The following is a 13,933-nucleotide window of genomic DNA, read 5'->3' as shown; positions in this document are numbered from 1 at the left end:
GCGCAGCGGTTTTCTACCGCTTCCCGTGCTGCAACCCGGTTGGCTGGCAATCGCTGCGCGGCTTGCCAACCCTTCGCCACTGCGCCTGAGTGCCGAGCCTGTAGAGGCGAATTCATTCGCCTTTGCGAGGTGTCTGGCGAATGAATTCGCCCCTACAAATCCGGTTCTCTCTCACTTCTCCCAATCCAGCGGGCACTCCCTGCAGCCTTCCATGTTGGTGCCCTGGAAGGTGGCGTAGTGGCGGCGCGCGCCGGCGAGGTCGACGTTTTCCAGGTTGGCGTCGTTGATCTTGGCTTCCTGCAGGTTGGCGTCGCGCAGCGTGGCGCCCTTGAAGTCGGCCTTGCTCAGCCAGGCCATCTCCAGGTTGGCGGCCGTCAGGTTGGCGTCGTGCAGGCGCGCCGCGGACAGGCGGGCGAATTCCAGGTTGGCGCCGGTCAGGTCGGCGCCGGTGAAGCGTGCGGCCTGGCCGTGCGCGGCCCAGCCGTTGATCGCCACCAGCCGCGCGCCGGAAAAGTCGGCCAGGCGCAGGTTGGCCTGCTGCAGGCTGGCGCGGGTCAGGTCGGCCTTGTGCAGCCGGGCCTTCTCCAGGTTGGCCAGGTCGAGCCGGGCATGGCGCAGGTCGGCGCCGCTCAGGTCGGCGCCGGACAGGTCGATCCGGCGCAGGTCCAGATGACGCAGGTTGGCGCCGCGCAGGTCGGCGCCGGGGCAGCGGCTTTCCGCCTCCAGGCGGCAGCCGTTGATCACCGTGGCGCCCTCGTCGTCGGCGTGGGCATGGCTGGCGAGGGACAGCAGGGCGAGCGGCAGAAGCAGAAGAGGGCTCATGGCAGCATTCCTGTAGGGTGCGCCGTGCGCACCATGAAGAGGGGAGGTGCGCACGGCGCACCCTACGGGCGGTGAGCGGAAAAAGGACGGGGACGCACCGGGCGCCCCCGCCAGAAGCCGGGCGGCGGAGAGACGCCCGGTTTTTCCTGCCAGGTCCTCAGCGCTTGGCGGTCTTGGCGTCCCAGCTCGGCAGCTTGAACACCCAGAACGAGCCGCCCTGGGCGACCGGCTTGGTCAGCTCGGCCATGTCGCCGCCCCACAGCGGCACCGCGCCGCCGTAGCCGGCGGTCACGCCGATGTACTGCTCGCCGTCCTGCTCCCAGGTGATCGGCGGCGAGATGATCCCGGTGCCGACGTTGAACTGCCACAGCTCCTTGCCGGTCTTGGCGTCGAAGGCCTTCAGGAAGCCGTCGCCGGTGCCGGTGAACACCAGGTTGCCCTTGGTGGCCAGCACGCCGGCCCACAGCGGCAGCTTCTCCTTGTGCTCCCAGGCCACCTTGCCGGTGGTCGGGTTCATCGCGCGCAGGATGCCGACGTGGTCGTCGTACATGCGCTTGATGCGGAAGCCCTGGCCGAGGTAGGCGGAGCCCTTCTTGTAGGCGACCTCCTCGGTCCAGTAGTCCTCCTTCCAGTGGTTGGCCGGCACGTAGAACAGTCCGGTGTCCTGGCTGTAGGCCATCGGGTTCCAGTTCTTGCCGCCGAGGAACGGCGGCGACACTTCCACCGCCTTGCCGTGCTTCTCGCCCGGCTCGGGCTTGGCCGGGCGCTGGCCTTCGTTCTCCACCGGGCGGCCGGTCTTGAGGTCGATGTGGCTGGCCCAGGTGATGCCGTCGACGAACGGGAAGGCGTTCTGCAGCTTGCCGTTGGCGCGGTCGACCACGTAGAAGAAGCCGTTGCGGTCGGCGTGGGCGGTGGCCTTGACGGTCTTGCCGTCCTTGTCCTTGTAGTCGAACAGCACCAGCTCGTTGTTGCCGGAGAAGTCCCAGGCGTCGTTGGGGGTGTGCTGGTAGAACCACTTCACCTCGCCGGTGCTCGGGTCGACGCCGACCTGGCCGGAGGTGTACAGGCTGTCGTAGTCCTTGGGATCGCCGCCCTCGCTGGTGCGCGCCCAGCCGTTCCACGGCGCCGGGTTGCCGGCGCCGATGATGATGGTGTTGGTCGCCGGGTCGAAGCTGGCGCTCTGCCAGGGCGCGCCGCCGCCGTGGCTCCAGGCTTCCTTCTTGCCGGTCGGCGACTTGGGATCGTCCGGCCAGGACGGCGCCTTGACGTCGCCGGTCGGGGTGCTCTCCTTGCCGTTCAGGCGGCCCATGTGGCCCTCGACGAACGGGCGCATCCAGACTTCCTCGCCGGTCTCCGGGTCGCGGGCGAACAGCTGGCCGACCACGCCGAACTCGTCGCCGGAGCTGCCGTGGATCAGCAGCACCTTGCCGGTCTTCTGGTCCTTCACGATGGTCGGCGCGCCGGTCATGGTGTAGCCGGCACCGTGGTCGCCGAACTTCTTCTTCCACACCACCTTGCCGGTGTCCTTGTTCAGCGCGACCACCGCGGCATCGAGGGTGCCGAAGTAGATCTTGTCGCCGTAGATGGCGGCGCCGCGGTTGACCACGTCGCAGCACGGGCGGATGTCGTCGGGCAGGCGGTGGCTGTAGGTCCACAGGCGCTTGCCGGTCTTGGCGTCGATGGCGAACACCCGCGAGTAGGAGCCGGTGACGTAGATCACCCCGTCGTGGACGATGGCCTGGGATTCCTGGCCGCGCTGCTTCTCGTCGCCGAAGGAGTAGGACCAGGCCGGGGTCAGCTTGAACACGTTGTCGGTGTTGATCTGCGCCAGCGGACTGTAGCGCTGGGCGCTGGTGCCCATGCCGTACTGCAGCACGTCGGCGGTGGTGACGTGGTCGTTGGCGATGTCTTCCCAACTGACCGTCTTGGCCAGCGCCGGCAGGCCGAGGCCGAGGCCCGCGGCCAGCACCAGACAGTGGATGGTGCGGCTCAGCGGGCGCGGAGCGGAGGGCAGGATCTCTCTTGTTGTCATGGGGGCGGTATCCCTGGTCGGTGGTGGAAGGCTGCGCGGGGCAGCCGCTCACCCCGATAGTGGCCCCGGGACGATGTGCCGGATAGGGAAGACTTCCCGCTGTCTTCGGGAAAAAATCCCTTTTGAAACAATGACTTGTTCTGCTACCAAGGGTCTGCTCCGAAGGGCCCCAGGTACTGCTTCCAAGGTCTCATACCAAGGGAGTAGGGCGCGGGCACCAAAGCAGAATACTGGCTCTGGCCGTCGTCTCCCTAAGATGCGATCAACGCATTCCGCGTCCTGGAATGCACCGCCTTGCACCGCATCGAAACGAGGTATCGCCATGAACAACAAGAAATTCCTGCCGGCCCTTCTGGCTACCCTGGCCCTCGGCGCCGCCACCCAGGTCCTGGCCCATGGCGACGTGACGCCGCAGGCCGTCAACACCGCCGGCCTGGAGCAGCTGGGTAGCGAGTGGCGTGACGAGAACCCCTATCGCGCGCCCTACGAGAACAATGCCCATGCCGTGGAAATCGGCAAGTCCGCCTATACCCAGAACTGCGCGCGCTGCCACGGCCTGGATGCCATCTCCGGCGGCATCGCCCCCGACCTGCGCATGCTGGATGCCGGCATCGAGGGCGACGAGTGGTTCAAGGAGCGGGTGATCAACGGCGCGGTGCGCGACGGTCGCGTGTACATGCCGAAGATGGCCGACTTCCTCAGCCAGGAAGCCCTGTGGGCCATCCGCAGCTACCTGGAAAGCGTCGCCATCACGGAGTAAGCCGCCATGCGCCTGCTCGCCCTGCTGTTCGCCAGCCTGCTGCTGCTCGCCCAGGGCGCGCAGGCGCAGGTCCGGCCGTTCGACGACATCGTCGCCTCGGGAGTGCTCAAGGTGGCGGTATACGAGAACTTCCCTCCCTACAGCTACCAGCAGGACGGCCAGGCGCGCGGCGTCGACGTCGAGCTGGCGCAGAAGCTCGCCGACAGCCAGGAGCTGCGCCTGGAGCTGATGTGGATCACGCCGGGCGAGAAGCTCGACGACGACTTGCGCAACTTCGTCTGGAAGGGCCACTACCTGCGCCCCGACGAACTCGCCGACGTCATGCTGCGGGTGCCCTACGACCGCAACTACGCGTTCAAGCGCAACGAGCTGGGCGAGCTGGTCAACGAGCTGGTGGTGATGTTCGGCCCCTACCAGCGCGAGCGCTGGCAGGTCGCCCACGACACCCGCCGCCTCAAGGAAGTGCCCAGCGTCGCGGTGTTCGGCTACCACCCCATCGGCGTCGAGCTGGAGAGCGTGCCGTCGTTCTACATGAGCTCGGTGTTCGGCGGGCGCATGAGCGGCAACACCCGCCACTATCCGAGTCCGCCGCTGGCCTTCGCCGCCATGCGCGAGGGCAAGGTGGATGCGGTGATGGCCATGCGCGGCGAGATCGACTGGCTGCTGCACGAAGCCGGGGATCCGCAGCTCAAGGCCGCCGACAACGCCTATCCGGAGATGGGCCGCCAGCAGTGGGACATCGGCATGGCGGTGCACGAGAGCAACCGCCAGCTGGCCTATGCCCTGGAGGGCGCCCTGGTGGAGCTGATCGGCTCCGGCGAGCTGGCAAAGGTCTACGCGCGCTACGGCCTGCGCTACGAGGTGCCCGAGCTGTACGAGGGCGAGGTGCAGGCGCAGACCCACGGCGAGTGAGCGTCGCTCCCACGCCTGATCGCTTCCACGCTCCGGCGTGGGAGCGTCTGCCGGGACGCTCTGCGTCCCGGGTTGCAGGCGCAGGAGCGCTATCGGTGCGCATGGCGCACCCTACACGGGAAGGAGGCAGGGAATGACCATCCGGAGCATGGGGCTGGCGCTGGGCTGGCTGTTGCTGAGCAATCCGCTGTGGGCGGCGGAGTCCGATCCGCTGCAGTCGCCGATGTGGAGCTTCCACCAGACGCGCTTCCTCGGCGAGGCGCCCTACGAGTTCGACGAGCGGGTGCGCCTCAGCGCGCCACCGTTCGCCGAGGATTCGCGCCAGGTGCCGATCAGCATCGACGCCTCGGCGCTGGGCAGCGAGGTGGTGCGCATCGTCGCCTGGGCCGAGCTCAACCCGATCCCGCACATCTTCACCTTCTTCCCCAGCGGGCCGGTGGCACCGCGCATCGCCCTCAACATCCGCGTCGAGCAGGCCACGCCGATCCGCGCCGCGGTGCTGACCCGCGACGGCACCTGGCACGTCGGCTCGACCCGCGTCGACGCCGCCGGCGGCGGCTGCACCGCGCCCAGCGCGGTGCGCGCCCAGGCCGGCTGGGAGGAACACCTCGGCGAGATCTTCGGCGCCCGCTTCCCGCAGGGCGACGGCAGCCGCCTGCGCCTGCGCATCGCCCACCCGATGGACAACGGCCTGTCCGGCGGCATCCCCGAGTTCTTCGTCGAGCGCGCCGAGCTGCGTGGCGCGGGCGGCGCGGTGCTGGCCAGCCTGGAGCTGCACCCCTCGGTCAGCGAGAACCCGACCCTGACCCTGCAGCTGGACGGCCAGGACGCCGACCAGCAGCTGTGGCTGCGCGACAACAACGGCAACGAGTTCGAGGCGGCGTTCTGAGTGTCCAGCCAGGTGCGCGTGGCGCACCCCACGGTTCAGGGCGCGCGAATGCGCGTCGGCGTGGGTAGGGTGCGCCGTGCGCACCGATCACATTGCAAAGGAGGCAGCATGCGTTTGGTTACCTTGCTCGTGGCGATTTTCCTCAGCCTGCCGCTGATGGCGGCCGAGCTGGCCTACGACCTCGAGCCCCGGCAGATCGCCGCGGACACCTGGCTGCTGGAAGGCAGCACCGGCAACTTCGAGATGGCCAACGGCGGCAACATCGTCAACGTGGCGTTCATCGTCACCGAGGCCGGGGTGGTGCTGATCGACACCGGCATCTCGAAGCGCTACGGCGAGGCGCTGCGCGCCGCCATCGGCCGGGTCACCGACCGGCCGATCGCCTTGGTGATCAACACCCACCACCACCCCGACCACGTGTTCGGCAACCAGGCCTTCAGCGATGTGCCCATCGCCAGCCTGGCGAAGACCCGCGAGCTGCTGGCCGAACAGGGCGGCGCCTTCGCCGACAACATGTACCGCCTGCTCGGCGACTGGATGCGCGGCACCGAGGTGCTGCTGCCCGACGAGACGCTGGAGCCCGGCGTGCGCGAGATCGGCGGCCACCGCCTGCAGCTGCTGGCCTTCAGCGGCCACACCGGCGCCGACCTGGCGGTGTTCGACCAGACCACCGGCGTGCTGTTCGCCGCCGACCTGGTGTTCTACCAGCGCGCCCTGACCACCCCGCAGACGCCGGGGCTGGAGGTCTGGCTGGGCGACCTGGCGGAGCTGGAGAAGCTGCCCTACAAGCTGCTGGTGCCCGGCCACGGCCCGGTCGCCACGGGGCGCGAGCCCTTCGTGCAGATGCGCGACTACCTCGGCTGGCTCGACGGTCTGCTGCGCGAGGCGGCGGTCGCCGGCCTGGACATGAACGAGGCGATGCAGGCGCCGATCCCCGAGCGTTTCGCCGCCATCAGCCTGACCCGCTTCGAGCTGATCCGCACGGTCAGCCACCTCTACCCCAGGTACGAGGCGCAGGTGTTCCGGCGGGTGGATGCGGGGCAGTAGGGGCGCCGGAACCGCCCGATCCGCGCGCCATCCGGCCCACTTCCCGGCTGGAACGCCTGGCATTGCTCTGGATCAATGTCCGGGGCAGCGGTCGATTTCATAAATGTTAAACAGTGCCGGGGCAGGCCCCTGGCGTCGGAGGAAACTGTACGGGCGAGTGAGCTCGAGACCGAGCGACGACATAGAGGGATTTTGATGAACTGCAAGACCAGTGGGACCCCGGACGGCCAGCCTGAGTGCTGTGGCCATTGCGATAGCGAGCAGCGCGAAGCCCCGGATGGCCGGATGCTGCAGATGGAGCTGGAGTGGCGCGCCCAGGAGCGCATCGCCATCGCCGAACTGGTGGACCAGGCGCATCATCTGATCCAGGAGATCATCCGCGGCGAGCACGGCATCGATGTACTGCCGGCGGCCAGCAGCCAGCTGGCCAAGGCGAGCCAGCTGCTCAACTGGCCGATGCCGTTCGACCCGGCCCGGCACGCCAGGAACGCCTGACCGCCCGCTCCGTCCGGTCGCCGGCGCGCCCTGCCGCCGGTCCTGCGCCCCGCCTGCGTGCGGGGCGTTGCGTTTCCGGGACCGGGCTTGTCGCCCGGCCCGCCGCTGGCTAGGGTTCAACTCAGTCGGACCGGGCGAGGCGGTGGGCATGACGGGCTCCCAGATGGCGATAGTCGCGGTGCTGCTGGTCACCCTGGCGCTGTTCCTCTGGGGCCGCTGGCGGCACGACCTGGTGGCGCTGGCCGCGCTGCTGGCCTGCGTGCTGCTCGGCCTGGTGCCGGCCGAGGAGGCCTTCGCCGGCTTCGGCCATCCGGCGGTGATCACCGTCGCCTGCGTGCTGGTGCTCGGCCAGGGCCTGCAGCAGAGCGGTGCGGTGGACATCCTCGCGCAGCGCCTGCTGCCCGGCAGCGGCGGGCCGACCAGCAGCCTGCTGGCGCTGCTGGGGCTGGCCGCGCTGCTGTCGGGGTTCATGAACAACGTCGGCGCCCTGGCCCTGCTGATGCCGATCGCCCTGCAGCTGGCGGCGAAGCACCAGCTGGCGCCGGGCCAGGTGCTGATGCCGCTGTCGTTCGCCTCGATCCTCGGCGGCATGACCACCCTGATCGGCACGCCCCCCAACCTGATCGTCTCCGGCTACCGTGCCTCCAGCGGCCTGGGTGGCTACGCCATGTTCGACTTCACCCCGGTGGGGCTGGCGGTGGCGCTGCTCGGCGTGCTGTTCGTCGGTCTGCTCGGCTGGCGCTGGGTACCGGCGCAACGCCCGGCCGGCACCGCGCACTTCGAGAGCGACAGCTATCTCAGCGAGGTGCGCATCGAGGAGGGCGGCAAGGCGGCCGACAAGATGCTGCGCGAGGTCGAGCAGCTGCTCGACGACTGCGACGCGCAGATCGTCGGCCTGGTCCGCCACGACGTGCGCATCGCCTCGCCGGCACCGCGCCGGCGCCTGCAGGCCGGCGACATCCTGATCATCGAGGTCGAGCCGGAGTCGCTGTCCCCGGCGCTGGCCAGCCTGGGCGCCAAGCTGGTGGAGGACGTGCCGCCGCCGGCCCCGGAGCCGCTGCCCGCAGAGGAGGGTGGCGATCTGTCGGCCGCGGCGGCGGACCAGGCACCCGGAGCGGGGCAGGCGCCGGAGCCGGGTGGGGAGGTCGCGGATGCTGCGCCGAGAAGCCGGGCCGGCAGCGAGGAGCTGGTGATCCGCGAACTGGTGGTGATGCCGGGCTCCAGCCTGATCCGCCGCTCGGCCAGGGATCTGGAGCTGCGCAGCCGCTACGGCATCAACCTGCTGGCGATCTCGCGCCAGGGCCTGCGGGTGATCCGCCGCCTGCGCTCGACGACGCTGAGCGCCGGCGACATGCTGTTGCTGCAGGGCGGCGAGGAGGCGCTGGCCGGCTTCGCCGGGCTGTTCGGCTGTCTGCCGCTGGCGCCGCGCGACATTCGCGTGCCGAGGCCGGGCCAGGCGCTGCTCGCCGGGGTGCTGATGCTGGCGGCGGTGGCGCTGGCGGCCTTCGGCGTGCTGCCGGCGGCGGTGGCCTTCGCCGGCGGTGCGCTGGCCTTCGCGCTGACCAACCTGGTGCCGCCGCGCGCCCTGTACGCGGCGATCGACTGGCCGGTGATCGTGCTGCTCGGCGCCATGCTGCCGGTGGCCGACGCCATGTTCTCCACCGGCGCGGCCGGCGTCATCGCCCGTTTCCTGCTCGAGCACCTGGCGCGCGGCGAGGCGCTGCTGGCGCTGGTGCTGCTGCTGGTGGTGACCATGTTCCTCTCCGACCTGATGAACAACGCCGCCACCGCCGCGGTGATGAGCCCGATCGCCCTGAGCAGCGCGGCGCAGCTCGGGGTCAACGCCGACGCCTTCCTGATGGCCATCGCGGTGGGCGCCTCCTGCGCCTTCCTCACCCCCATCGGCCACCAGAACAACACCCTGATCCTCGGCCCCGGCGGGCTGCGCTTCGGCGACTTCTGGCGCCTGGGACTGGCGCTGGAGCTGGTCGTGCTGGCGGTGGGGGTGCCCATGCTGCTGTGGGTCTGGCCACTCTGAGAGCCCGCTCCGAACCCGCGCCGCGCGCGGCTTGCGGGCGGGTATTGCTACCAAGGAAGCATGTCTTTGCTCCCCGCGATCAATTGTTGCGCCACCCCCTGCGGCGAAGAATTCGCTACAGACCGGGAAAAATTCCCGGCACATAACAATGAACCCGCAGAGGTAGCCGCAATGAAGCACTCCGGTCTCACCCATTCCTTTGCCAGGACCACGCTGGGCCTTGCGCTGGCGCTGTCCGGTCTGTCCGCCTGGGCCGTCACCGACGACGACATCCTCAAGGATGCGCAGACTCCCGGCGAGGTCGTCACCAACGGTCTCGGCCTGCAGGGCCAGCGCTACAGCACCCTGAACACCCTCAACGCCGACAACGTCACCCAGCTGCGTCCGGTGTGGGCGTTCTCCTTCGGTGGCGAGAAGCAGCGCGGCCAGCAGGCCCAGCCGCTGGTCAAGGATGGCGTGATGTACATGACCGCCTCCTACTCGCGGGTGTTCGCCGTCGACGCGCGCACCGGCAAGGAACTCTGGCAGTACGACGCCCGCCTGCCCGACGGCATCATGCCGTGCTGCGACGTGATCAACCGCGGTGTCGCCCTGTACGGCGACCTGGTGATCTTCGGCACCCTCGACGCCAAGCTGGTCGCCCTCAACAAGGACACCGGCAAGGTGGTGTGGAAGAAGACCGTGGCCGACTACAAGGCCGGCTACTCGATCACCGCCGCACCGCTGGTGGTCAATGGCAAGCTGATCACCGGCGTGTCCGGTGGCGAGTTCGGCGTGGTCGGCAAGATCGAGGCCTACAACCCGAAGAACGGCGAGCTGCTGTGGACCCGTCCGACCGTGGAAGGCCACATGGGCTACGTCTGGAAGGACGGCAAGAAGGTCGAGAACGGCATCACCGGCGGCGAGGCCGGCAAGTCCTGGCCGGGCGACCTGTGGAAGACCGGCGGCGCGGCGCCGTGGCTGGGTGGCTACTACGACCCGGAAACCAACCAGCTGCTGTTCGGCACCGGCAACCCGGCGCCGTGGAACTCGCACCTGCGCCCCGGCGACAACCTCTACTCGTCCTCGCGCCTGGCGCTGAACCCGGACGACGGCACCATCAAGTGGCACTTCCAGACCACCCCGCACGACGGCTGGGATTTCGACGGCGTCAACGAGCTGGTGTCGTTCAACTACCAGGACGGCGGCAAGACCGTGAAGGCGGCGGCCACCGCCGACCGCAACGGCTTCTTCTACGTGCTCGACCGCACCAACGGCAAGTTCATCCGCGGCTTCCCGTTCGTCGACAAGATCACCTGGGCCAAGGGCCTGGACAAGAACGGCCGGCCGATCTACGACGACGCCAACCGTCCGGGCTCGCCGGGCGACGCCGGTGCGCAGGGCAAGACCGTCACCGTGGCGCCGTCCTTCCTCGGCGGCAAGAACTGGATGCCGATGGCCTACAGCCAGGACACCGGGCTGTTCTACGTGCCGTCCAACGAGTGGAGCATGGACATCTGGAACGAGGGCACCGCCTACAAGAAGGGCGCGGCCTACCTCGGCGCCGGCTTCACCATCCACCCGCTCAACGAGGACTACATCGGCGTGCTGCGCGCCATCGACCCGAAGACCGGCAAGGAAGTCTGGCGCTACAAGAACTACGCGCCGCTGTGGGGCGGCGTGCTGGCCACCAAGGGCAACCTGGTGTTCACCGGCAACCCGGAAGGCTTCCTGATGGCCTTCGACGCCAAGACCGGCAAGAAGCTCTACGAGTTCAACACCGGCTCGGGCGTGATCGGCTCGCCGATCACCTGGGAGATGGACGGCGAGCAGTACGTCTCCGTGCTGTCCGGCTGGGGCGGCGCCGTGCCGCTGTGGGGCGGCGAGGTGGCCAAGCGCATCAAGGACTTCAACCAGGGCGGCATGGTGTGGACCTTCAAGCTGCCCAAGGAAGTGGCGGCGGTGGCCAAGCGCTGATCCGTCCGCTGTAGCAGTGCACGAGGCCGGCGACTTGCCGGCCTCGTCGCGTCTGCCGGTCGCTCAAGTTTGCGGTGCGGCGGCCGATATCCAGGCGATGTCCCGCGCAAGGCGACCGCCGCCATGTTCCCCGACGGTCTGCCGTGCTTCCAACAAGAACAAGGCCGGCAAGCCCGGCGGCAGTAGCGGATGGCCACAGGCCGCCCTGCCTGCCGGCGCCGGCGCCTCCAGCGAGGAGCCCCCATGACATCCATCCGTTTCCGCACGCTCGCCGAACGCCTGTTGCCGGGCGGCGTGGCGGCCCTGTTGCTGCTCGCCCAGGCGCAGGGCTGGCTGCCGTTCTGGCTGTGCCTGGCCCTGCTGCTGGCGGCGCTGCCCGCCGTGGCGCTGCTCGTGCGCCGCCGCTCGCGGGGTGGCAGCACGGCCGGTGTCGATGTCGACCAACTGGCCCGCGGCCTGTCCCACTCGATCAGTCACAACGCCCTGTCGGCCGCCGGCGTCGCCTACTCGGCGCAGCAGCTGGCCGAGCGGGTCGAGTCGCAGGTCACCGCCGCCGCGCAGATCGTCGGCAGCGCCGAGGTGATGATCGCCACCGAGGCGCAGACCTCGGCGCTCAGCAAGCAGGCGGTGGAGGCCGCCATCGAGGCGCGGCAGAGCAGCGATGCCGGCCGCCGCGTGCTGGTCGACACCATCGGCCGCATGCAGCAGCTGCGCCAGCAGGCCGGCGCCAGCCGCGAGCTGATCGAGGAGCTGAACCGGCGCAGCGCGGATATCCAGCGGGTCACCGGGGTGATCGAGGAGATCGCCAGCCAGACCAACCTGCTGGCGCTCAACGCGGCCATCGAGGCGGCGCGCGCCGGCGAGCACGGCCGCGGCTTCGCCGTGGTGGCCGGCGAGGTGCGCAGCCTGGCCGGGCGTACCGCGACGGCGACCGCCGAGGTGGGGCAGATGATCGGCGAGATCCAGCGCCGCACCCGCGAGGTGGTCGAGCAGATCCGCAGTCTGTCCGCCGAGCTGGTTACCGGGGTCAACGAGGTGGAGCGCGCCGGCCAGCACCTGGAGAGCATCGCCGCGCTGTCGGTGGATGTCGAACGGCAGATCAGCGAGATCGCCGTCGGCTCCGACGACAACCGGCGCCAGCTCGGCAGCCTGTTCGCCGCGGTCGACCAGATGCGCAGCGACCTGGCGGTCAGCGACGAGCAGACCCGCCGCCTGGAGGGCGAGGCGATGAAGCTGGAGGAGCTGACCGAGCACATCAGCGAGCAGCTCGCCGCGGTGGCCCTCGACGACTACCACCAGCGCGTCTACGACCTGGCCCGCGAGGGCGCGCAGGCGATCACCCGGCAGTTCGAGGCGGCGATCAAGGCAGGACGGATCAGCCTCGACGACCTGTTCGACCGCCACTACCGGCCGGTGCCCGGCACCCATCCGCAGAAGTTCGCCAGCCGCTTCGACCGTTTCACCGACGAGGTGCTGCCGGCCATCCAGGAACCGCTGCTGGGGCGCCACGAGGGCGTGGTGTTCGCCATCGCCTGCACGCCGGACGGCTACGTGCCGACCCACAACCTGGCGTTCAGCCAGCCGCTCACCGGCGACCTGCAGGCGGACATGGCGCACAGCCGCAGCAAGCGCATCTTCACCGACCGTACCGGCATCCGCTGCGGCAGCCACCAGCAGCCGCTGCTGATGCAGACCTACACCCGCGACACCGGCGAGCTGATGCACGACCTGTCGGTGCCGATCCTCGTCCACGGGCGCCACTGGGGCGGGCTGCGCCTGGGCTACCGGCCGGAGGCCGCAGCGGCGCCCGAGCCGGCGCGCCAGCGCCAGCACGCCGCGGCGTGACGGGCGGCGCAAGGCGTCTGCGCGGCACCTTGCGCTTTGCCGGCGCGCATGCAACCTTTCTTGCGGCCGTTACTACCAAATAACGAGCTTCTGCCTTCCATCGGCGCATACCTGCGCCGCGTGCGGACTGCCACCATCAACGCACAGTCCGCGCAGAACCAGATCGGACCGCAACAATAAAAGAGAGGCCATGAGCATGATCTACGCACAACCGGGTACCGCTGGCGCCGTCGTTTCCTTCAAGCCGCGTTACGGCAACTTCATCAATGGTGAGTTCGTGGCTCCGGTGAAGGGCCAGTACTTCACCAACACCACGCCGGTCACCGGCGAGGCCATCGCCGAATTCCCGCGCTCCACCGCCGAAGACATCGAGTTGGCACTGGACGCCGCCCACGCCGCCGCCGACGCCTGGGGCCGCACCTCGGTGCAGGACCGCGCCAACATCCTGCTGAAGATCGCCGACCGCATCGAGCAGAACCTGGAAGTGCTCGCCGTCGCCGAGACCTGGGACAACGGCAAGGCCGTGCGCGAGACCCTCAACGCCGACGTGCCGCTGTCCGCCGACCACTTCCGCTACTTCGCCGGCTGCATCCGCGCCCAGGAAGGCGCCGCCGCCGAGATCAACGACACCACCGCCGCTTACCACTTCCACGAGCCGCTGGGCGTGGTCGGCCAGATCATCCCGTGGAACTTCCCGCTGCTGATGGCCGCCTGGAAGCTGGCCCCGGCGCTGGCCGCCGGCAACTGCATCGTGCTGAAACCCGCCGAGCAGACCCCGCTGTCGATCATGGTGCTGGCCGAGATCATCGCCGACCTGCTGCCGCCGGGCGTGCTGAACATCGTCCAGGGCTTCGGCCGCGAGGCCGGCGAGGCGCTGGCCACCAGCAAGCGCATCGCCAAGATCGCCTTCACCGGCTCCACCCCGGTCGGCTCGCACATCCTCAAGTGCGCCGCCGAGAACATCATCCCCAGCACCGTCGAGCTGGGCGGCAAGTCGCCGAACATCTTCTTCGAAGACATCATGCGCGCCGAGCCGGAGTTCATCGAGAAGGCCGCCGAAGGCCTGGTGCTGGCCTTCTTCAACCAGGGCGAGGTGTGCACCTGCCCGTCGCGCGCGCTGATCCAGGAGTCGATCTA

The 13,933-nt window shown here is 69.3% G+C and carries 11 protein-coding genes; 9 read left to right on the top strand and 2 right to left on the bottom strand.

Going from position 1 to position 13,933, the window contains the following annotated elements; all coding sequences use genetic code 11:
- Positions 1–171: 171 nt before the first annotated feature.
- Both E5198_RS08700 and exaA read right to left on the bottom strand, forming a co-directional pair.
- The gene (locus E5198_RS08700; protein WP_136489605.1) at positions 172–822 is read right to left on the bottom strand and encodes a pentapeptide repeat-containing protein; all 651 of its coding nucleotides are present in this window, start codon (positions 820–822) and stop codon (positions 172–174) included.
- 157 nt (positions 823–979) lie between these two features.
- Positions 980–2,854, bottom strand: a complete 1,875-nt coding sequence (exaA, locus tag E5198_RS08695; protein WP_136489604.1) for a quinoprotein ethanol dehydrogenase — start codon at positions 2,852–2,854, stop codon at positions 980–982.
- A 322-nt stretch (positions 2,855–3,176) separates the two neighbouring features.
- Between exaA and pedF the strand changes: the two genes are divergently transcribed.
- The 9 genes from pedF to E5198_RS08650 form a co-directional block, all read left to right on the top strand.
- Entirely contained in the window at positions 3,177–3,614 is a 438-nt protein-coding gene (gene pedF, locus E5198_RS08690; protein WP_136489603.1) for a cytochrome c-550 PedF, read from the top strand.
- Between the two features lie 6 nt (positions 3,615–3,620).
- Complete coding sequence (locus E5198_RS08685; RefSeq protein ID WP_136489602.1) at positions 3,621–4,526, top strand: ABC transporter substrate-binding protein; 906 nt, start codon at positions 3,621–3,623, stop codon at positions 4,524–4,526.
- A gap of 148 nt (positions 4,527–4,674) precedes the next feature.
- Positions 4,675–5,415 (top strand): quinoprotein dehydrogenase-associated SoxYZ-like carrier, encoded by a 741-nt coding sequence (locus E5198_RS08680; protein ID WP_372239872.1) that lies wholly within the window; start codon positions 4,675–4,677, stop codon positions 5,413–5,415.
- A 108-nt stretch (positions 5,416–5,523) separates the two neighbouring features.
- Positions 5,524–6,462 carry a quinoprotein relay system zinc metallohydrolase 1 gene (locus tag E5198_RS08675; protein WP_136489600.1) on the top strand — a complete coding sequence of 313 codons (939 nt, stop codon included), beginning with the start codon at positions 5,524–5,526 and terminating at the stop codon, positions 6,460–6,462.
- Positions 6,463–6,747: 285 nt separating this feature from the next.
- Complete coding sequence (locus E5198_RS08670; protein WP_136489599.1) at positions 6,748–6,957, top strand: hypothetical protein; 210 nt, start codon at positions 6,748–6,750, stop codon at positions 6,955–6,957.
- A 148-nt stretch (positions 6,958–7,105) separates the two neighbouring features.
- On the top strand, positions 7,106–8,995 hold the full coding sequence (locus E5198_RS08665; protein WP_136489598.1) for an SLC13 family permease: 1,890 nt from the start codon (positions 7,106–7,108) through the stop codon (positions 8,993–8,995).
- 171 nt (positions 8,996–9,166) lie between these two features.
- Entirely contained in the window at positions 9,167–10,951 is a 1,785-nt protein-coding gene (locus tag E5198_RS08660; protein WP_136489597.1) for a PQQ-dependent methanol/ethanol family dehydrogenase, read from the top strand.
- A gap of 189 nt (positions 10,952–11,140) precedes the next feature.
- Positions 11,141–12,796 (top strand): methyl-accepting chemotaxis protein, encoded by a 1,656-nt coding sequence (locus E5198_RS08655; RefSeq protein WP_136489596.1) that lies wholly within the window; start codon positions 11,141–11,143, stop codon positions 12,794–12,796.
- A 196-nt stretch (positions 12,797–12,992) separates the two neighbouring features.
- Positions 12,993–13,933, top strand: a 941-nt coding sequence (locus E5198_RS08650) for an aldehyde dehydrogenase family protein (protein ID WP_136489641.1), incomplete at its 3' end; no start/stop codon positions are given.

Source organism: Pseudomonas sp. A-1, assembly GCF_004801855.1.
In the GTDB taxonomy this organism is placed as follows: domain Bacteria; phylum Pseudomonadota; class Gammaproteobacteria; order Pseudomonadales; family Pseudomonadaceae; genus Geopseudomonas.
The sequence above is the reverse complement of the archived record's forward strand: the minus strand, read 5'-3'. Positions and strand labels throughout refer to the sequence as shown.

Excerpts from the sequence above, each read along its gene's own strand:
- E5198_RS08700 (WP_136489605.1), bottom strand. The coding sequence starts at position 822 with ATGAGCCCTCTTCTGCTTCTGCCGCTCGCCCTGCTGTCCCTCGCCAGC.
- exaA (WP_136489604.1), bottom strand. The coding sequence starts at position 2,854 with ATGACAACAAGAGAGATCCTGCCCTCCGCTCCGCGCCCGCTGAGCCGC.
- pedF (WP_136489603.1), top strand. The coding sequence starts at position 3,177 with ATGAACAACAAGAAATTCCTGCCGGCCCTTCTGGCTACCCTGGCCCTC.
- E5198_RS08685 (WP_136489602.1), top strand. The coding sequence starts at position 3,621 with ATGCGCCTGCTCGCCCTGCTGTTCGCCAGCCTGCTGCTGCTCGCCCAG.
- E5198_RS08680 (WP_372239872.1), top strand. The coding sequence starts at position 4,675 with ATGGGGCTGGCGCTGGGCTGGCTGTTGCTGAGCAATCCGCTGTGGGCG.
- E5198_RS08675 (WP_136489600.1), top strand. The coding sequence starts at position 5,524 with ATGCGTTTGGTTACCTTGCTCGTGGCGATTTTCCTCAGCCTGCCGCTG.
- E5198_RS08670 (WP_136489599.1), top strand. The coding sequence starts at position 6,748 with ATGCTGCAGATGGAGCTGGAGTGGCGCGCCCAGGAGCGCATCGCCATC.
- E5198_RS08665 (WP_136489598.1), top strand. The coding sequence starts at position 7,106 with ATGACGGGCTCCCAGATGGCGATAGTCGCGGTGCTGCTGGTCACCCTG.
- E5198_RS08660 (WP_136489597.1), top strand. The coding sequence starts at position 9,167 with ATGAAGCACTCCGGTCTCACCCATTCCTTTGCCAGGACCACGCTGGGC.
- E5198_RS08655 (WP_136489596.1), top strand. The coding sequence starts at position 11,141 with ATGGCCACAGGCCGCCCTGCCTGCCGGCGCCGGCGCCTCCAGCGAGGA.